Origin of the sequence: Gilliamella sp. Occ4-3, from assembly GCF_001690675.1 — a bacterium.
Lineage (GTDB): Bacteria > Pseudomonadota > Gammaproteobacteria > Enterobacterales > Orbaceae > Gilliamella > Gilliamella bombi.
The window spans coordinates 23,193-42,487 of sequence record NZ_LZHR01000016.1; the positions used below are offsets into that span (position 1 = coordinate 23,193).

13 protein-coding genes and 1 pseudogene are annotated in these 19,295 nt (G+C 35.7%); 5 read left to right on the forward strand and 9 right to left on the reverse strand.

The window, feature by feature from the left end; genetic code table 11:
• Nucleotides 1–3: 3 nt before the first annotated feature.
• The gene (gene fdnG / locus A9G44_RS01385) at nucleotides 4–3,072 is read right to left on the reverse strand and encodes a formate dehydrogenase-N subunit alpha (RefSeq protein ID WP_081298217.1); all 3,069 of its coding nucleotides are present in this window, start codon (nucleotides 3,070–3,072) and stop codon (nucleotides 4–6) included.
• Nucleotides 3,073–3,644: 572 nt separating this feature from the next.
• Between fdnG and A9G44_RS01390 the strand changes: the two genes are divergently transcribed.
• Together A9G44_RS01390 and ubiA are read left to right on the forward strand one after the other, a co-directional pair.
• Nucleotides 3,645–4,202 (forward strand): TorD/DmsD family molecular chaperone, encoded by a 558-nt coding sequence (locus A9G44_RS01390; protein ID WP_179854782.1) that lies wholly within the window; start codon nucleotides 3,645–3,647, stop codon nucleotides 4,200–4,202.
• 147 nt (nucleotides 4,203–4,349) lie between these two features.
• Nucleotides 4,350–5,177 (forward strand): 4-hydroxybenzoate octaprenyltransferase, encoded by an 828-nt coding sequence (gene ubiA / locus A9G44_RS01395; RefSeq protein ID WP_065608953.1) that lies wholly within the window; start codon nucleotides 4,350–4,352, stop codon nucleotides 5,175–5,177.
• A 254-nt stretch (nucleotides 5,178–5,431) separates the two neighbouring features.
• Here ubiA and rpoH read toward each other — a convergent pair whose 3' ends face one another.
• The 4 genes and pseudogenes from rpoH to ftsY form a co-directional block, all read right to left on the reverse strand.
• Nucleotides 5,432–6,292: an RNA polymerase sigma factor RpoH gene (gene rpoH / locus A9G44_RS01400; RefSeq protein ID WP_034911804.1), complete on the reverse strand. Its 861-nt coding sequence runs from the start codon at nucleotides 6,290–6,292 to the stop codon at nucleotides 5,432–5,434.
• A 195-nt stretch (nucleotides 6,293–6,487) separates the two neighbouring features.
• Nucleotides 6,488–7,456 (reverse strand): permease-like cell division protein FtsX, encoded by a 969-nt coding sequence (gene ftsX / locus A9G44_RS01405; RefSeq protein WP_065608954.1) that lies wholly within the window; start codon nucleotides 7,454–7,456, stop codon nucleotides 6,488–6,490.
• Nucleotides 7,456–8,115 (reverse strand): cell division ATP-binding protein FtsE, encoded by a 660-nt coding sequence (gene ftsE, locus A9G44_RS01410; protein ID WP_034911799.1) that lies wholly within the window; start codon nucleotides 8,113–8,115, stop codon nucleotides 7,456–7,458. Before ftsE ends, ftsX begins: the two co-directional genes overlap by 1 nt.
• An 8-nt stretch (nucleotides 8,116–8,123) precedes the next feature.
• A pseudogene (gene ftsY, locus A9G44_RS01415) lies at nucleotides 8,124–9,047 on the reverse strand (signal recognition particle-docking protein FtsY); the annotation flags it as partial.
• A gap of 581 nt (nucleotides 9,048–9,628) precedes the next feature.
• On the opposite strand from ftsY, the gene A9G44_RS01420 reads away from it, so the two are divergent.
• A complete protein-coding gene (locus A9G44_RS01420; protein ID WP_065608955.1) occupies nucleotides 9,629–10,810 on the forward strand; it encodes an efflux RND transporter periplasmic adaptor subunit in 1,182 nt (393 codons plus the stop codon).
• Entirely contained in the window at nucleotides 10,782–12,779 is a 1,998-nt protein-coding gene (locus A9G44_RS01425) for a MacB family efflux pump subunit (RefSeq protein ID WP_257006564.1), read from the forward strand. The genes A9G44_RS01420 and A9G44_RS01425 overlap by 29 nt, the downstream gene beginning before the upstream one ends.
• Before the next feature lie 105 nt (nucleotides 12,780–12,884).
• Here the strand turns inward: A9G44_RS01425 and A9G44_RS01430 are convergent, their stop codons facing one another.
• Both A9G44_RS01430 and A9G44_RS01435 read right to left on the reverse strand, forming a co-directional pair.
• Nucleotides 12,885–13,598 carry a DsbA family protein gene (locus A9G44_RS01430; protein ID WP_051634209.1) on the reverse strand — a complete coding sequence of 238 codons (714 nt, stop codon included), beginning with the start codon at nucleotides 13,596–13,598 and terminating at the stop codon, nucleotides 12,885–12,887.
• 14 nt (nucleotides 13,599–13,612) lie between these two features.
• Nucleotides 13,613–13,882 carry a YihD family protein gene (locus A9G44_RS01435; protein WP_034911797.1) on the reverse strand — a complete coding sequence of 90 codons (270 nt, stop codon included), beginning with the start codon at nucleotides 13,880–13,882 and terminating at the stop codon, nucleotides 13,613–13,615.
• A 144-nt stretch (nucleotides 13,883–14,026) separates the two neighbouring features.
• Here A9G44_RS01435 and mobA point away from each other — a divergent pair, with 144 nt between their 5' ends.
• Complete coding sequence (mobA, locus tag A9G44_RS01440) at nucleotides 14,027–14,614, forward strand: molybdenum cofactor guanylyltransferase MobA (RefSeq protein WP_065608956.1); 588 nt, start codon at nucleotides 14,027–14,029, stop codon at nucleotides 14,612–14,614.
• A gap of 573 nt (nucleotides 14,615–15,187) precedes the next feature.
• Here mobA and A9G44_RS01445 read toward each other — a convergent pair.
• Nucleotides 15,188–16,639: a hypothetical protein gene (locus tag A9G44_RS01445; RefSeq protein WP_143426277.1), complete on the reverse strand. Its 1,452-nt coding sequence runs from the start codon at nucleotides 16,637–16,639 to the stop codon at nucleotides 15,188–15,190.
• Nucleotides 16,640–17,566: 927 nt separating this feature from the next.
• Nucleotides 17,567–19,147, reverse strand: coding sequence for a hypothetical protein (locus A9G44_RS01460; protein ID WP_065608960.1), 1,581 nt, complete (start codon nucleotides 19,145–19,147; stop codon nucleotides 17,567–17,569).
• Between the last annotated feature and the right edge of the window lie 148 nt (nucleotides 19,148–19,295).

Consider the following 19,295-nt stretch of genomic DNA (forward strand, 5'->3'; position numbering starts at 1 on the left):
ACCTTATGCCGCTGTAGTAACTTTTTCGATATTGACTAAGAATGATTTATATTCTGGTGTTTGTGAATTTGCATCACCTAAATGTGGCGTCAATTCATTAACCAAAAAACCTTTCTTTGTCTGACCTGTGAATCCCCATACTATTGGGATTCCAATGGTTTCGATCTCTTTACCATCAACTGTTAAAGTTGGAAGACGTTTAGTCACAACTGCTTTAGCTTTAATATAACCTCGATGTGAAGTGATTTTAACCATATCACCTAATTTGATTCCTTTTTTAAGGGCAAGATTTTCACTTAACTCAACAAATTGCTCAGGTTGAGTAATTGAAGCTAGCCTTGCATGTTGCGTCCAAAAATGGAAATGTTCAGTGATACTATAAGTGGTACCAACATAAGGAAATTCGCTAGCATTCCCTAAGCGAGCCAAATCTTCTTTAAATGCGCGAGCTACAGGGCTGCTGACTTGATTTGGATGCAATGGATTATTACTAATAGGTGTTTCAAACGGTTCATAGTGCTCTGGGAATGGCCCATCGACTAACCGATTTAAACAAAATAACCCACCTAAACCATCATTATTCATGATAAAAGCACCTGCCCCACTACTTGGTGGTAATGTTGCTGTAAAATCAGGTACATCATTGCCTACCCAACTTGAGCCATTCCATTTTACTAAAACTCGTTTAGGATCCCATGGTTTACCATTTTCATCTGTTGAAGCTCGGTTATAAAGTACTCGTCGATTCATCGGCCACGACCATGCCCAACCAGCATGAACACCTTTACCAGATGGATCGCTTGGATCACGCCTTGCCATTTGGTTACCTTGTTCTGTCCAACAACCACAGAATATCCAAATACCCGATGAGGTTGTACCATCTGCTTTTAATTGTGAAAAACCACTTAGTAATTGACCTTTTTTAAGAATAACATTGCCATTTTCGTCGGTTATATCAGCAAGTGCTCGTCCATTATAATCTTTGGCTAATTCCTCAGCCGCTGGGCCTTCTGGCTCCTTATAATCCCAAACTAAGTTTTCAATTGGCTCGTAATAAGCACCACCTTCTTCAGCATACAGCTCTTTTATTCTCAAAAAGATACGCGCAATAATTTCAGGATCATATAAAGCTTCATAAGGCGGTCTTGCTGCTGCCCAGTGCCATTGTAGCCAGCGAGATGAGTTAACTATTGTACCATTTTCTTCTGCAAAACAGTTTGATGGCAATCTAAATACTTCGGTCTGAATTTTGCTAGAATCTACATCATTAGATTCGCCATGGTTTTTCCAAAACTCAGCTGTTTCTGTTGGCATTGGATCAATGCTCACCAAGAATTTTAAGTTAGACAAACCTTCGCGAATACTATTTTTATCGGGAAGTGCAGCAAGTGGGTTAAAGCCCTGACAAATAAAGCCATTGGCTTGACCATCACGCATCATTTTGCTAAATCTTAAAACATCGTAGGTTTTATCCCATTTAGGTAACCAATCAAATCCCCAATCGTTATCTTTAGTCGATTTATCACCGTACATTGATTTCATAAAGCTGACAAAGAATTTTGGATAATTCCCCCAAAAATTCACTTCGCTTGGACCAAGTGGTTTTGGTGTTTTTTCATCTAGGTACTGAGTAAGTGAAACTTGAGAGTCTTTTGGTAAATCAAGATAAGCAGGCAGGCGATTTGATAATAAACCAACATCAGTTAAGCCTTGAATATTTGAATGTCCACGTAGTGCGTTAATACCTCCGCCCATTACGCCAATATTGCCTAAAATAAGCTGAATCATGGCAGCAGTACGGATAATTTGTGATCCATAAGTATGCTGAGTCCAACCTAATGCATATAAAAATGTGGCTGCTCTATCGTTAGTTCTAGTGCTAGCAAGTGAGCGACAAACATGCAAAAAACCTTCAATAGGGCTTCCCGTTATTTTATTTACCATTTCGGGTGTATAACGTTTGACATGCTGTTTTAATAGATTCCATACACAACGGGGATGACTTAATGTTTTATCCCGAAGAGCATAACCGTTGTCATCCTTTTGATATGCCCAACTTGTCTGATCATACTGTTTGGTATCAGCTTCATAACCACTAAATAGCCCTGTAACTTCATCAAAATTAAAATCATCACGAACAATTAGGCTTGCATTACTATGAGTAACTAAGTAGTCAAAATTAACTTCGTTATTGGTAATAAGATAATTGATAATACCAAGTAGAAAAGCAATATCAGAACCTGAGCGAATAGGTACATACAAATCAGCCACCGAGGCTGTTCGATGAAAACGAGGGTCAATGGCAATCAGTTCAGCGCCATTATTAATTTTTGCTTCTATAGCCCATTTAAAACCAACCGGATGAGCTTCAGCTGCATTTCCCCCCATTACGATAACAACATTAGCATTCTTGATATCATTCCAGTTGTTAGTCATAGCGCCGCGACCAAAAGTAGCCGCTAAGCTAGATACAGAAGGACCATGACAAACTCTAGCTTGGGTTTCAAGGCTTAACATACCTAATGCACGTGCAACTTTGAACGCTAACCACCCTGTTTCATTACTAGCCGCTGAAGTAACAAGCCAGCCTGTTGTTGTCCAGCGATTGACTGTTATGCCTTCCGCATTTTTTTCAACAAAATTTTTATCTCGATCAGCTTTCATTAAACGAGCAATACGATCAATGGCTTCATCCCAACTTATTTGTTGCCATTTATCTGAACCAGGGGCACGATATTCAGGATATTTAACTCGTTGTTCGCTTTTTATATAATCCAGAACACCTGCACCTTTAGGACAAAGAGAACCACGACTAACAGGATGATCGGGATCTCCTTCTACATGGAAAATAGACGATTCGGCATTTTTAGCCCCATCGCCACGGCTATATAGCAACATACCACAGCCAACAGAGCAGTAAGTACAATTATTTCGAGTTTCTTTTGATTTCAATAATTTATATTGGCGAGTTTGAGCAAGCGCTACATTTGGAGAAAAACCAAGCGTAGCTACCGTTGTTCCAGCCATACCACCAGCACAGATCTTAAAGAACTGCCTACGGTTAAATAGCATATGGACTCCTTAAAAAGCTGACATTACGTTTTAATTTATTATATTGGAAGCGATTAACATCCTTACTAGCTGTAATGATAATCTTTAATCAAATGGAAATAAAGGGATAAACAGATATGAATTTATAAACTTTGACATATGTCAAAAAATAAAATAATGACAGCTTAATTTATGTTTAATATGGTGAAAAATTATATTAATATAAAAAAGTTTCAGGTAACACTACGTTTAAGTATAAAAATTTATAAGGCAGTTAGACAACTGACCATAAAGCGTCTAACCAAATTAGTGAAAGTTATTTTTTCTTAATGATATAATTGCCATATCTCTTACCAATTGAGAAGAAATTAATTTTTTTATGTATATTCATTACCACCGTTTCTCAAATTACTGCAAATAATACGATTAATTTCTACAATATGGTTGCATTAACCATTGTTTGATATGGCTAAAAACATAAAGGAGGGTTATCATTAATACAAAAGGTCAACAGCTTTTGTCTCTTTATTGTTTTTAGGATCGTTTTTAGGATCGTTTTTAGGCGCAAAAACCAAACCTTCAAGGATATTTATTTGGATAACATAACCAGAATCACATTAGCAAAACTACTTGGTACTTTTTTTTATTATCCACCAAATAATAAAGTTACTACACCATTAATACAGGCATTATTGCATATTGATGATTTAGTCGAATGGTTAAATCCTTGTATTATTTCTGAACAGTGCAATATATTAGCAAATCACATCGATGACTCTGAGCTTAATTATCAATTTTCGTTACTATTTGAAGGTCAAGGAACAATGCCTGCACCACCATGGGGATCATTTTACCTTGATAAAGAACATTTATTACTAGGCCAATCACAAGAATGCTACCGCCAATTTCTGCAGCAACATGGTTTGACACTCAATACAGGAATGAACGAACCCGAAGATCAATTTGGATTAATGCTAATGGCGTATGCCATGTTGCTTGAAAATAATAACTATACAGCAGCAAAACAGTTAATCAATGAACATTTATTGATCTGGTCTTCAACCTATTTAAAAAGACTAAAGCAAAATGAGATAAGTCCATTTTATCGGGCATTAGCTATGATTGCTGATCAATATTTGCAGATGCTTTAATTGTATTTTCTATTTTTTGAAAAAAGTTATTTCAGGTGAATGATTATTTTACTTAATGCTAGATTATAACTTGTCATACTGTAACATTGCAGCTTTTATCTTAATCGGTATAATCCATGCTATGCTTTTTCAAGGTAAATAATATTAATGCTAGCCTATTTACAACTAATGCGATTAGATAGACCTATTGGCTCATTGCTTTTACTCTGGCCTACCCTTTGGGCAATTTGGCTTGCGGGACACCCTTCTATTTACATAACAATTATTTTTATACTTGGCGTATTTGTAATGCGCTCGGCAGGTTGCGTAGTGAATGATTATGCTGATCGTCATTTTGATGCACATGTTGAACGGACTAAAAATCGCCCACTGGCTCGTGGAGCATTGACAGAAAAGAATGCATTATGGACGTTATTTGTATTATTATTTATTGCTCTTTGCTTATTGCTAACTTTAAATAAACTATCATGGTTGATAGGTTGTTTTGCGTTATTAACTGCGCTGATTTATCCTTTTATGAAGCGTTATACCCATTTACCTCAGATCATCTTAGGTATCGCATTTAGTTGGAGCATTCCGATGGTATATGCAGCAACTATTGAGCAGTTCCCATTAACCTGTTGGTTGCTTTTCTTTGTTAATATTTGTTGGACAATTTCCTATGACACCGAATATGCGATGGTTGATCGCAACGATGATGTAAAAATAGGTATAAAATCCACTGCCATCTTATTTGGACGTTATGATAAATTAATCATTGGATTATTACAGATAGCTTCTGTTATTGGTTTATTATTGATTAGTTTAATCAACCAACTATCGTTGATAGTTTATATTGCTTTATTATTAGTTACAGCATTATTTATTTACCAACAATGGTTGATAAAAGATCGAGAAAGAAACAAATGTTTTAGCGCATTTATGAATAATAATTATGTTGGTTTGATTGTTTTTTTAGGTCTCTTTTCTGTTTAAAAATTAAATCACTACTATATTTACAGATTGACTCAATCGAAAATATAACTTAATCATATCTGTGTTTATTTTATATCCTTTTATTTTATAAAAAGCGAACACAGCATAGTATCAAATAAAAAATAATAAATAGTCAAAATATAAACAATGATTTTTTTCTTATTTCATAAGTTTAAGTTATAAAAAAAACCTTACTTTTTTAAAAAGTAAGGTTTAGGAAGTTAACACTAATTAAAAAATTATAAATGAAAAAATTATGCTTCAATAGCAACTCTTAACTTTTTCATTGCATTTTTTTCAAGCTGTCGGATACGCTCTGCTGAAACACTATATTTATCGGCTAAGACCTGTAAAGTTGATTTACTTTCATCAGAATCTAACCAACGTGCTTTAATAATATCTTGGCTACGTTCATCTAATTTTAATAATGCATCATGTAGCCTATCTGTCGCATCATTTTCCCAATTATCATTTTCAATTGATTTTGAGAAATCAGAATTGCTATCTTCTAAGTAAAGTGCTGGTGCAATAATTGAATTATCATCGTCATCACTATCTATATCAAATGACATATCTTGTGCCGACATACGTGATTCCATTTCAAGTACATCTTTACGACTTACACCTAATTCATCTGCTACCATATCCACTTCTGCATTACTGAACCAACCTAAACGTTGTTTAGTTTTTCTTAGATTAAAAAATAGCTTTCTTTGCGCCTTTGTTGTTGCAACTTTAACAATACGCCAATTTTTTAATACATATTCATGGATCTCAGCTTTTATCCAATGCACAGCAAATGAGACCAAACGAACACCCATTTCAGGATTGAAACGGCGTACTGCTTTCATCAAGCCAATATTACCTTCTTGAATTAAGTCAGCTTGTGGTAAACCATAACCCGAATAACCACGGGCAATATGCGCTACAAATCGTAAATGAGATAAAATTAACTGGCGAGCAGCATCTACATCATCGTGATAATAGAGTTTTTCACCTAATGATTTTTCTTCTTCTGCAGTTAACATTGGATAGGTGTTAATCATGCGAAGGTATGATTCTATATTTCCTTGTGGGATTAAAGCACCTACTTGCATTTTTAAATCAGTACTCATTTAATTCCCCCTTAAATAATAAATTTCGTTACATTAAATATGTAACAATAAAAACGTTAAACTAGCGTTTATTACAATATTAGACCAATGAATTATAAATTAGTTCACTATTTTAGCTAAAATACTTAAAATGTTTTACTTAATATTAGCCTTTTATTAAATTGATATATATCTTGGCAATTTATAGCAAAATAACTAGACAATTTGTGCTATTTTTAAGTATTTCTTAGTCGCAATCAACGATGAAAGCCACCCAATACTAGCTGTTATAAGGACAATCAATAAACTCTCATCCCATAATAGCCCTTCAATATGGATTATTGTTCCAAATGTATCAGAAACATTCAACATAATTAACTCTATTTGATAAATAAATATTTCCGATAACACTAACGCTATAATAGCGCTAATAAAACTAATAAACATTCCACTATAAAGAAAAGGACGCAAAATAAATCCTTCTGTTGCCCCAATTAATTGCATAACCATAATCGTCTGTTTTCTAGAGAATATATTTAAACGGATGCTATTACCAATCACAAGAGATACAGCTATAATCATAAATATAGAAATAATCCATACGATAGATTTAACCATATCAGTTAGTGCTGTTAAACGAGTAAACCAACTATCATCTAATTTTATATCATCAATACCATCAATGGTAAGCAATTCCTTTTGTAATCGATGTAACACAACTGTCTTTTTTGCCTCATTTTTAGGAATAACAATTGCTACTGCAGGTAATGGATTTTCATCTAGCAAATCGAGTGCATCACTAAACCCAGACCACGTTTCGAATTCTTCTTTTGTTTCATCTTTGGAAAGATATTCAACCTGATCAACTTCATCATAAAATTTAATTTTAGCAATCAATTCAGTTGTTTGTTCTGATGTTAATTCTTTATTGATATAAACAGTCAAACTGGGAGTTGGATTCCATTGCTGTGCAGTTTGACTAGCGTTTTTCCAAAGTAAATAGCTGATAGTTGGTATAGTAATTGAAATAGCAATAACAAAAATGGTCAGTAATGAAGCAATAATATGCTGAGAAAAGTCATTAAACGTGTTACGCCATGCATAACCGATTTGTCTTATCCAGCGAGAGAAAAAGCTATTTTCATTCTTCTTCGATTTACTAGGTTTGATATTAGTTAAGCTCATTAATTTTTAATCTCTAAACGTCCCTGATTTAAATGCAATATTCGATGGTGCTTGCGTCGTATCAGTCCCATATTATGCGTTGCCATCAAAATCGTTACACCAGCTTGATTAAATTCTTCAAAAAGCTTTAAGATATCTTTTGATAGTTTATCATCTAAATTACCTGTGGGTTCATCAGCAAGCAAAACACTAGGACGATTAACAATAGCGCGAGCGATACCTACTCGCTGCTGTTCACCACCAGATAACTGTATTGGATAAAATTCCATCTTATTAAGTAATCCAACTTTATCCAGTGAAGCGGAAACTCTTCTTTTAATTTCTTCAGCTGGTTTACCTAAAATAATTAATGGAATAGCTACATTATCATAAACAGTGTGATCCATCAGTAATTGGTGATCTTGAAAAATCATACCAATTGTGCGACGTAGAAATGGCATCTCTTGGCGTCTTAAACTTGAAACATCAACGCCATTTAACAACACTTTGCCATCATTCGCTCTTTCTAACCCACAAATTAATCGCATTAACGTACTTTTACCAGCCCCTGAGTGTCCAGTTAAAAAAGCCATTTCACCAGGTAATAAAGTGAAGCTAATATTTTGTAGTGCTGGTTTACCGCCAGAATACACTTTACTTACGCGCTGAAATTGAATCATGACACTCTCTAACCATCTGTTTCATCAAACAAAGCATTGATAAAATCATCAGCAACAAAAGGCCTTAAATCTTCAATTTTCTCCCCGACACCAATATAACGAATAGGAATATTAAACTGATCGGCAATACTAAAGATAATACCCCCTTTTGCAGTACCATCTAATTTAGTTAATGTCATCCCAGTGACACCAACAGCCTCATTAAATAGTTTGGTTTGGCTAACCGCATTTTGACCAGTACCAGCATCAATAGTCAACATAATTTCATGGGGTGCTGTTTCATCGTGTTTCTTAATTACGCGTACTATTTTTTTTAACTCATCCATTAAATGAGATTTATTTTGTAAGCGCCCTGCAGTATCGGCTATTAATATATCTATTTTTTTGGCTTTTGCTGCTTGTATTGCATCATAAATGACAGAAGCGGAATCTGCATTAGTATGCTGAGCAATAACAGGGATATTATTCCGTTCTCCCCAGACTTGTAATTGCTCAACAGCCGCTGCCCGAAAGGTATCACCCGCCGCAAGCATAACCGATTTACCTTGTTGTTGAAATTGACGGGCCAATTTGCCAATTGTTGTTGTTTTTCCAACACCATTAACACCAACCATCAATATTACAAATGGTTTATGGCTTTCTATATCAAGGGGCTTATCTACTCCATCTAAAATAGATTTCATTTCCTGTTTTAAAAGATCATGTAATGCATCAGCATCTTTTAGCTCTTTTCTTGATGCTTGTTTAGTTAAGGAATCAATAATTTTTTGGGTTGTGTCAAAACCTACATCAGCAATAAGTAACTGCTCTTCTAATTCTTCAAATAAAGCATCATCGATCCTTTTCCCTTTAAATAAACTAAGAAAACCTGAACCAATATTTTGTTTAGTCTTAAAAAGACCTTTTTTTAAACGAGAGAAAAACCCTTCTTTTTTTTGTTCAACCATAAATAATTTATCCCATAACATTTTCTAAGATCATTTTATCTTATTTTAGAATAAAGCCCAATGTATTCAATAAAAGAGACCATTCTTGTTCTTTTGTCAGATTTTTTTCTAATTACAAAATGTAGAAAAACACTAGGTTGTTTACACTTCAAGTTAAAATAATCCTATAAAAACTCATAAAGTATTTTCCTCGCAATCATTTTATGCAGTTTAGCCATATTATAATAGTTAATAAATCACTTAAAAATTTGTTTTTTATTTTTGAGTTGCTAAATGTTTATTGACAATACCACATCTTCATTTGAGTACGTATCACTCTTTTTACTTTTCCACTTATTTGTGGATAGGTAGGTTTGATCAATTTTACTTTTTTTATTCATGTTTATTACAATAGTTCCTCAAATTACAATAAACAACACGAAGAATTTCTATAAATTAGTTTAAAATTTAAAATTTCATAATTATTACAATTTATTAATAATAATTATCAATATCATTTTCGTTATTACGATAAAATGTTAAAATTACAATAAGAAAATAAAGGGTGAAAAACATTGTTAAAATTGATGAAAATTAAATATTTAGTTATAGCTACCATCTTCTTTACAATTATTTATATTGTATGTTTAATCATATCTCATTCAGAGCCTACAGCTAATTATATTACCTCACCAGTTACCAAAGGTAATATTGAAAAAACCGTACTAGCTGATGGAACAATTAGTGCTTTTAAACAAGTTAGTGTTGGTGCACAGGTTTCTGGACAAATTAAAAAACTCTATGTTGAGTTGGGCGATGAAGTTAAACAAGGCGATATGATTGCTGAGATTGACGATCTTAAACAAAGCAATGATTTAAAACAATCTGAAGCGTCACTTAATAGTTTAGAGGCACAACGTGAAGCAAAAAAAGCGAGATTAGTTAACAATCAATTAACCTATGATCGCCAGTATAAACTCGTTCATAAAGGCGTTGGCGTTCAATCGGAGTTAGATGCGGCAAAAGCTGAACTCGATGCAATCAAAGCCGATATTGCAGCACTTGATGCTGATATCGTTAAAGCACAAATTGCAGTCGATACCGCCAAAGTTAATTTGGGATATACTAAAATTCGCTCCCCTATTGATGGAGTGATTGTTGCCATTCCAGTCAATGAAGGACAAACTGTTAACTCTGTTCAAAGTGCACCAACCATTGTTAAAGTAGCTCAACTTGATAAAATGACCATTGAAGCGCAAATTTCTGAAGCTGATGTGATCAATGTAAAAAAAGGAATGCCTGTTTACTTTACCATTTTAGGCCAACCGAATAGACGTTTTGATGGTTTAACACTAAGGGCTATAGAGCCTGCACCAGACTCAATTAACACTGAAACAACCTCGTCAAACTCATCATCAACAACAAAAAGCGCAATTTATTATAATGGATTATTTGATGTAGATAATCCCGACCATGTATTAAGAATTTCAATGACAGCGCAAGTTTATATTGTCTTGTCTGAAGCAAAAGATGTACTAACCATTCCATCTCAAGCAATTCAAAAAAAATTGGGCAATAATAAAGCCATTATTTACCTGTTAGATAAACATAATGAGATCGAAGAACACGAAGTTACTTTGGGTATCGATAATAATGTCAATGTTGAGATAAAATCGGGGATTAAAGAGGGTGATATGGTTGTGGTCAGTAGTACTAATGGCGCTTCACTAGGTGGTAATAATGCAAGAGCCCCAAGGATTCGATTCTAATATGGTCAATAATATACCTCTTATTAAGCTTGAGAATATTGTTCGTGAATTTCCAGCAGGCGATACAACTATACAGGTTCTTAAAAGCATAAATCTAACAATTAATGCTGGTGAAATGGTGGCGATTATTGGCGCATCAGGATCGGGTAAATCCACTTTGATGAATATTTTAGGCTGTTTAGATAAACCGACCTCAGGCACTTATTCTATTGGAGGACGCACAACAAGTGAATTGTCACCTGATGAGTTAGCTCAATTACGCCGTGAGCATTTTGGTTTTATCTTTCAACGTTACCATTTATTAAATGCACTAACCGCACAAGGCAATGTAGAAATCCCTGCTATTTATGCTGGTGTTACCAATGAACAACGTCAAAAAAGAGCGAACGAAATTTTAACACGTTTAGGACTTGCCGAGAAAATCCACAATAAACCTAACCAGTTATCTGGAGGGCAACAACAGCGGGTCAGTATTGCCAGAGCCTTAATTAACGGTGGACAAATCATTTTAGCTGATGAACCAACGGGAGCACTCGATCGTAAAAGCGGTTTAGAAGTAATGGCTATATTACAAGAATTACATCAACAAGGTCACACTGTTATTATTGTTACCCACGATTCAAACATTGCCCAAAGTGCCCAAAGGATTGTTGAAATTAGTGACGGTAATATTATTTCTGATTCTATTAACCCTAATTATCAATCTAAACAAAATGATAATCGGCAAGTTAAGCAAATCGAAGCAACCAGAACTCAAGATAATCTACTGGCAAAATATTACCGTTTTCGAGATGCTTTTAAAATGGCCATGCTATCAATGCTTTCGCAGCGATTACGGACATTTTTAACCATGTTAGGCATAATTATTGGCATTGCCTCGGTAGTCTCTGTTGTTGCATTAGGACAAGGTACAAAGCAGAAAATTTTATCTAACATTAACTCATTAGGAACTAGCACGTTAGAAATCTATGCAGGATCGGGCTTTGGTGATCGTAATGCGGATAAAATTACTACATTACGCTCATCAGACGCAGATTTTTTGGCGCAACAAAATTTTGTCCACAGTACGACTCCTAACCTTGCAACCAGTGTTTATTTCCGAATTAATAATTTAGCAGTAACTGGAACAGTAAATGGTGTAGGGGAGCAATTTTTTGCGGTTCGTGGTTACACTATTTCTCAAGGAAAATCTTTTGATGAAGCAAGTATTATTGCCTCAGCACAAGATGCAGTGATTGATGACAATACTGTTAAACGGTTATTTGCAAATCAAAACCCAATTGGAAAAATTTTAATGGTTGGACAGTTACCAGTAAGAATAATTGGTGTTGCAACTAAACAACAGCAAGGATTTGGTAGCAATGAAAGCCTGAATGTTTGGTTACCTTATACTACCGTGATTAACCGCATGGTAGGTCAAACTTCGTTAAAAAGCATTACAGTACGTGTTAAAGATAATGTTAATTTATCTGTTGCTGAACAAGCTATTAATCGAATTATGTTACAACGACATGGTACAAAAGATTTTTTCATCTTTAATTCCGATAATATACGAGAAACAATCAACTCATCCGCTTGGGTAATGACGTTATTAGTTTCGGCTATTGCGCTGATTTCACTCGTTGTTGGCGGTATTGGTGTGATGAATATCATGTTAGTATCAGTCACAGAAAGAACTCGAGAAATTGGCGTACGCATGGCCGTTGGTGCTCGGTCAAGCGACATATTACAGCAATTTTTAATTGAAGCTGTATTAGTATGTTTAATTGGCGGAACAATAGGTATTGTACTCTCGTTTGCCATTGGCTTTATTTTTAATTCTGTTGTTACATCATTTGCAATGAATTTCTCGGCAATAGCTATTATAGCGGCATTTAGTTTCTCAAGTATAATTGGTATTATTTTTGGTTATTTCCCTGCTAGACGGGCAGCTAAACTCGATCCAATTTATGCTTTAGAACGAGAATAGCAATTTTACTATAATAAAAAATCCCATTGTACAAAATGATACAATGGGACTTAAAACGTCAAAAATAAGTGATTAACTTATGTTGTTTTTAAACTTGTTAACCATTTATTTTTTATCAGAATGCGCTTTTTCTTCTATTTTTGCATTAGGATCTAACCCTGCAACAAATGCAGTAACTCTTGCATAATCATTAATAAATGCATCATCACTAGTTACATTAAGTTGATTTGCTATGATAAAAAACTTACGATTAACAATAACCGTAGGGATTGAATCTGGTTTCATCTCTTTAATCGCATCTGCTTGTTGTACCATAAATGATTTAACCAAAAAGCTATCTTTTGTTTTATCATACACTTCATTACTAACACCTAATTTTTCAAAAACAGCTTTAATGTCATCTGCTGTTTTTATCGTTTTATCTTTTTGAACCGCATTATAAAGTGCATCTGAAGCTTTATCTTCTATACCTAGTACATTAGCCACAGCCCATGCTTGCGCAAGATCTTTAGCTAATGGTCCAAAATCTTCTAAATGGTAACGTTTGAATTTAACACCTTCTGGTAAAGCCTTGCTAATAGTTTGAGGACCTTGATTTTGAATTTCAAATCTAAAACAGCTTGGGCAATTAAACGAAAAGAACTCAATAACTTCTTTATCTGGCGATGGATTAGTTGGTAGCGCGGCATATTGTTTACCTAATTCAATCGGCTCAAATGCATTCGCTGAGGTGTCGGCCTTAGTAATAGTTGGGCTTTCATTTGCAAAACAGTTTACAGAAAAAAGCAAAATACTAATTGCGATAAGTGTTTTTTTCATTTTAATGATTCTCCTTATTCTTTTATAATCCCACGAGCTTTTAACAATGCGGTTTTAAAATCTTCTTCATAATCTTTTTTTAGACCCGGAATAACATCATTCTTATCCGAACCTCGCATTTTTAAATGATAAATTAAAACTTCATCACTCAAATCTTTTAATTCACCTTCAAAACCAGCCTCTTGACCTAATTTAGCTAAAAATTGTAATAAATTAAGATCAGAATCCCCTTCCCATGCGGGTTGCAATAATTCCATTACTTCATCAATACGATGACATTTCATAATTGTTACCTTTAGTAAATCTTCAAACCTTTCGAAGATAATGATAATTAAGCAATCATTAAAAATGATACGCTACGACTTGCAATAACATTACTATATAGTAATGTTATTTTGTTTTTTCGCAACGTAAAAGAGAAATAATTTATGGAAAAACCCTCAATTACTGCAATCATTCTAGCTGGAGGTAAAAGTACCCGTATGAATGGCAACGACAAAGGACTATTATTATTACATCAAAAACCACTTTATCAACATGTCATTGATTGCATCAAACCTCACGTTGATGCAATCATGATTAATTGCAATCGTCACACAGAACAATACCAAAAAGCAGGTTATCCTATATTTAGTGATGACCTAGCAGGATTTTGTGGACCATTATCGGGGATTTACAGTGGTTTATTACGCAGCAAAACCGATTGGAACTTATTTGTCAGTTGTGACACGCCTTTTTTGCCAGCTGATTTAATTGACCGTTTAGCTGTTTATACGGCAAATAACAGCGCTATTTATCCACATGATGGACAATACTACCATCCAACCATTCTACTTATTCATAAAACAGTTACTCAACAACTAAAAATCTATTTAGAGCAAGGCGAACGCAAGCTGATGCTGTTTTTAGAACAAATCAGTGCTAAATCGGTTGATTTTAGCGATAAAGCAGTTTGTTTTAGCAATATCAATACGCTAGAGGTGCTTAATTCATTTAATCAGAAAGAAGATAAATAATCATTTATTTTCATAAAAAATAGGGTGTTAGCTTTAGGACATTTTGGCTTTTGCGGAATGATTAATATTGCTAATAACATCTAAAACACAAACACACCCAACAGCCCTGTTTGGCGTGCTAGCTTTATTTCGTTATCGGTATATTTTGATGCTGTGATAAGGCAGACTGATTAGCATTGTGGTGCTATAAGTGTGTTTTTTACTTTAAAATCGTTCAGGTAGGCTATTGATTTTATTGAAGTTTTTATTTTCATTTCTAAATGAAATCAAACACTTATAGGCTAGTTTTTTATTACATTGAATTTGGCTTTTTAATAAAAGCGCTTTTGTTATTTGATAATAGCTATTAATAACAGCTTGTTAATAACAGTCAGTTAATAGCAAAAGCGCAAGCTTGAAAATTGTATCGGTCGAAGCATTGTTTTTGACTTTCAGTCATTAAAGCGCAAGGCTCGCAAGCTTTGCCTGCTCAGCGCCCCAACTTACGCGGGGGCTTTATTCTTTGTTATATTATCCCCTCAAGCACCGTAACCCCCTTCCGCGCCCTAAGGATTAAGAAATAAACGCTAAAAACTAAGGTGCGGTGCAAAGGCCATAGTGGGAGTTGAAGGCACTGGGGCTGTAGACGTAGCCGTTGGCCGAGGAGACAAGAAACTCGCTACCTGTAGCGACGCTCGTCCAGTAGTAGCCGCTGACGAAGCCCGCATCAGTGTAGTCGTACATGTAGCCCCACTCCGTGAAAAAGCCAGCGCCTATGTGACGCAGGTAATGATTATCTGATGAGCTAGGTGTGGCGCCATTTATGCCATTTATACATGGGAAATTATTACTATCTACACCACACTTTGCATTGGTTAAATCCCTTACCCGTGGCACCCGATAACCCAAACTATTACACCATGCTAAATGCTCACTATAAAATTTAAATTGACCACCACGATTGACGAACCACTGCCTCAACATAAATCCATACCTCACCTCATTACCACTTCTATCCCTACCAACCAACTCAAATGTCTGCGGCAAAGATGGCACGGTAATTTGACTAGGACTAGGATTCTCCCTCTGGCTTCTTGCCTCTGGACCATGCAACGTTACCCGTGTTACATTCTTGGATTTATCCGTAATCCATTCATCAGCTTGGACAATACTCCCATTTGGGGATCTGAATGTTCCTGTTAGCGGCCTTCTCCAACTCACTGTTGCATTTAGACTACCACTTGTGTTAACTGTCCAACGCAACTGACTTGCATCTATTCCACCTATATCCAAATCAAAATACAATCCATCTGAACCTGTCGTTGGGAAATTTAAACCGTAAGATGATGGGGTTGTTGACTGAACTAAAAAACCCTTAGTAGGACTCCATATGTTAGCAGGACCGGCATAGCTTGGGGCGTCCCAAGAAATAATGCCAGTTGTTCCACCCACCAACAAATTCGGCCTGACCGCACAAATAACCGGCGCTGATGGCGGAGTGATATAATACTCCGCTGTTCCTCCACTAAACGTACTACTATTCGGCATGCCATAACGAGTCTCTAAAGTTCCCCCTGAACTATCTAAGGTTACCTTATAAGGTGCCTTACATAGACTTAATGTATCACTACGATTAACGGTATTGCCATCTTTATCCTTTATTACTAACGATATACTTCCTGATGCAGTAACTTCACCCGCTTCCTGTCCATCCCCATCATCGTCTCTCCATTTACCTTGTGTTACTAAGTCATTTATATTTATTGAGTCGCTTGATGACGGAACTATCATTTCAATATCAGCAAAAGTATCCCCTACATTAGGTAACTCGATTGGCGAGGTTGGTGATGAAGGATTATCTTGCGGTGCGAATGTTCGACCATCCGATAACTTAATACTTAATAAGTCATCTGTGGTAGTCAATTTAGTAGTACCACCATCAATAGTTAAATAAGGCGCAGTACCGTGAATGCGCTCAGAAGTCGTGGCCGATAATGCCTGCGATTCTAAAGAGTACGGCAATAACAACAAAGGCACTACTGCCAATGAAATTTTTAAAGATAGTTTTGTGGATAATTTCGATAATAATTCGAGAGATAATTTCGAAAATATAAATAAGTTTCGAGTAAAAACTTGTCGAATAGGATTATTTGATAAATTTAAGACATAGGTTTGCCAGTGCTTGTGCCTTGTGCCTTGTGCCTAAAAGGGTACTGCATTTCGTTCCACCTGTCAAGTAATATTTTGTTTTATTTGATTTTTTTATGTTTATTCGCTTATTTAATAAGCTCATTTTTCTTAAACGATGAAAGTATAACCGTTTAAGGGATGATTGACTAGTTTTTTGGCGGACTTTTTTGTAAAGAAATGTAAAGATGAAAACGATTCGGTTTTATAGATAGGTTAATTTTATAATTAAAATAGGGTATTAGCTTTAGGACTTTTTGATTTTTACGGAATAATTAATATTGCTGATAACATCTAAAACACAAACACACCAAACAGCCAAGTTTGGCGTGCTAGCTTTACTTGGTTATCGGTATATTTTGGCGCTCTGATAAGGTAAGCATATTAGCATTGTGGTGCTATAAGTGTGTTTTTTGCTCTAAAATCGTTCAGGTAGACCATTGATTTTATTGAAGTTTTTATTTGCATTTTTAAATAAAATCAAACACTTATAGGCTAGTTTTTTATTACATTGAATTTGACTTTTTAATAAAAGCGCTTTTGTTATTTGATAATAGCTATTTAATAATAATTTGTTAATAACAGCCAGTTGATAGCAAAAGCGCAAGCTTGAAAATTGTATCAGTCGGAGCATTGTTTTTACTTTCAGTCATTAAAGCGCAAGGCTCGCAGGCTTTGCCTGCTCAGCGCCCCAACTACGCGGGGGCTTTATTCTTTGTTATATTATCCCCTCAAGCACCGTAACCCCCTTCCGCGCCCTAAGGATTAAGAAATAAACGCTAAAAGCTAAGGTGCGGTGCAAAGGCCATAGCGGGAGGGGCTGGCACTGTTGCTGTAGACGTTGCCGCCGTTCGAGCTGACACCGAACTGGTCGCTACCTGTTGCGTCGCTCGTCGAGTAGCCGTAGTTGGCGAAGCCCGCATCAGTGCCGTAGTTGTACATGCGGCCCCACTCCGTGAAAAAGCCAGCGCCTATGTTACGCTGGTAATTATTAGTTGATGAGCTAGGTGTGGCGCCTAAATTATTATAGTCTGCATTGGTTAAATCTCTTACCCGTGGCATTCGATAACCCAAACTATTACACCATGCTAAATGGTCACTATGAAGTTGATATTGAGTCCCCCGATTGACGAACCACTGCCTTAATACAAATCCATAACGAACCTCATTACCACTTCTATCCCTTCCGACTAACTCAAAGGTTTGCGGTAAAGATGGACGTGTTAGTGAACTAGGATTACTTGAGTTTATTTGACCACTACTTGCCCTTGGACCATGCAACGTTACCCGTGTTACATTCTTGGATTTATCTTTAATCCAGTCATCAGCTGGCATCGTTCCTCCCCATGGGGTTGTGAATGACCCTGTTAGCGGCCTTGTCCAACTCACTGTTGCATTTAGACTACCACTTGTGTTAATTGTCCAACTCAACTGACTTGCATCTATTCCACCTATATCCAAATCAAAATACAATCCATCTGAACCTGTTGTTGGGAAATTTCGGTCGTAAGATGATGGGGTTGTTGATTGAGTTAGAAAGCCCTTAGTAGGACTCCATATGTTAGATGGACCGGCATAGATGCCTGTACCTAGACTTAGATTCGGCCTGGCTGCACAAATAATAGGATGTGGCGGCAAAGTGATATAATACTCCGCTGCTCCTCCGTAAAGCCTACTACTATTCGGCATGCCATAACGAGTCTCTAAAGCACCCCCTGAACTATCTAAGGTTACCTTATAAGGTGCTTTACATAGACTTAATGCATCACTACGATTAACGGTATTGCCATCTTTATCTTTTATTACTAACGATATACTTCCTGATGCGGTGACTCCATCTGCTCCCTGTCCATCCCCATCATCATCGCCCCATTTACCTTGTGTCACTAAGTCATTTATATTTATTGAGTCGCTTGATGACGGAACTATCATTTCAATATCAGCCAAAGTATCCCCTACATTAGATAACTCGATTGGCGCTGTCGATGATGAAGGATTATTTTGCGGTGTGAATGTTCGACCGTCCGATAACTTAATACTTAATAAGTCATCTGTGGTAGTCAATTTAGTAGTACCACCATCAATAGTTAAATAAGGCGCAGTACCATGAATGCGCTCAGAAGTCGTGGCCGATAATGCCTGCGATTCTAAAGAGTACGGCAATAACAACAACGGCGCTAATGCCAATGAAATTTTTAAAGATAGTTTTGTGGATAATTTCGAAAATAATTCGAGAGATAATTTCGAAAATATAAATAAGTTTCGAGTAAAAACTTGTCGAATAGGATTATTTAATAAATTTAAGACATAGGTTTGCCAGTGCTTGTGCCTTGTGCCTTGTGCCTTGTGCCTAAAAGGGTACTGCATTTCGTTCCACCTGTCAAGTAATATTTTGTTTTATTTGAATTTTTATGTTTATTCGCTTATTTAATAAGCTCATTTTTCTAAAACGATGAAAGTATAGCCGTTTAAGGGATGATTGACTAGTTTTTTAGCGAACTTTTTTGTAAAGAAA

What these genes read in the sequence shown, in the direction of transcription:
- fdnG (WP_081298217.1), bottom strand. Translation starts at nt 3,072, where the DNA reads ATGCTATTTAACCGTAGGCAGTTCTTTAAGATCTGTGCTGGTGGTATG.
- ubiA (WP_065608953.1), top strand. Translation starts at nt 4,350, where the DNA reads ATGCTAGCCTATTTACAACTAATGCGATTAGATAGACCTATTGGCTCA.
- rpoH (WP_034911804.1), bottom strand. Translation starts at nt 6,292, where the DNA reads ATGAGTACTGATTTAAAAATGCAAGTAGGTGCTTTAATCCCACAAGGA.
- ftsX (WP_065608954.1), bottom strand. Translation starts at nt 7,456, where the DNA reads ATGAGCTTAACTAATATCAAACCTAGTAAATCGAAGAAGAATGAAAAT.
- ftsE (WP_034911799.1), bottom strand. Translation starts at nt 8,115, where the DNA reads ATGATTCAATTTCAGCGCGTAAGTAAAGTGTATTCTGGCGGTAAACCA.
- A9G44_RS01420 (WP_065608955.1), top strand. Translation starts at nt 9,629, where the DNA reads ATGAAAATTAAATATTTAGTTATAGCTACCATCTTCTTTACAATTATT.
- A9G44_RS01425 (WP_257006564.1), top strand. Translation starts at nt 10,782, where the DNA reads ATGCAAGAGCCCCAAGGATTCGATTCTAATATGGTCAATAATATACCT.
- A9G44_RS01430 (WP_051634209.1), bottom strand. Translation starts at nt 13,598, where the DNA reads ATGAAAAAAACACTTATCGCAATTAGTATTTTGCTTTTTTCTGTAAAC.
- A9G44_RS01435 (WP_034911797.1), bottom strand. Translation starts at nt 13,882, where the DNA reads ATGAAATGTCATCGTATTGATGAAGTAATGGAATTATTGCAACCCGCA.
- mobA (WP_065608956.1), top strand. Translation starts at nt 14,027, where the DNA reads ATGGAAAAACCCTCAATTACTGCAATCATTCTAGCTGGAGGTAAAAGT.
- A9G44_RS01460 (WP_065608960.1), bottom strand. Translation starts at nt 19,147, where the DNA reads ATGCAGTACCCTTTTAGGCACAAGGCACAAGGCACAAGGCACAAGCAC.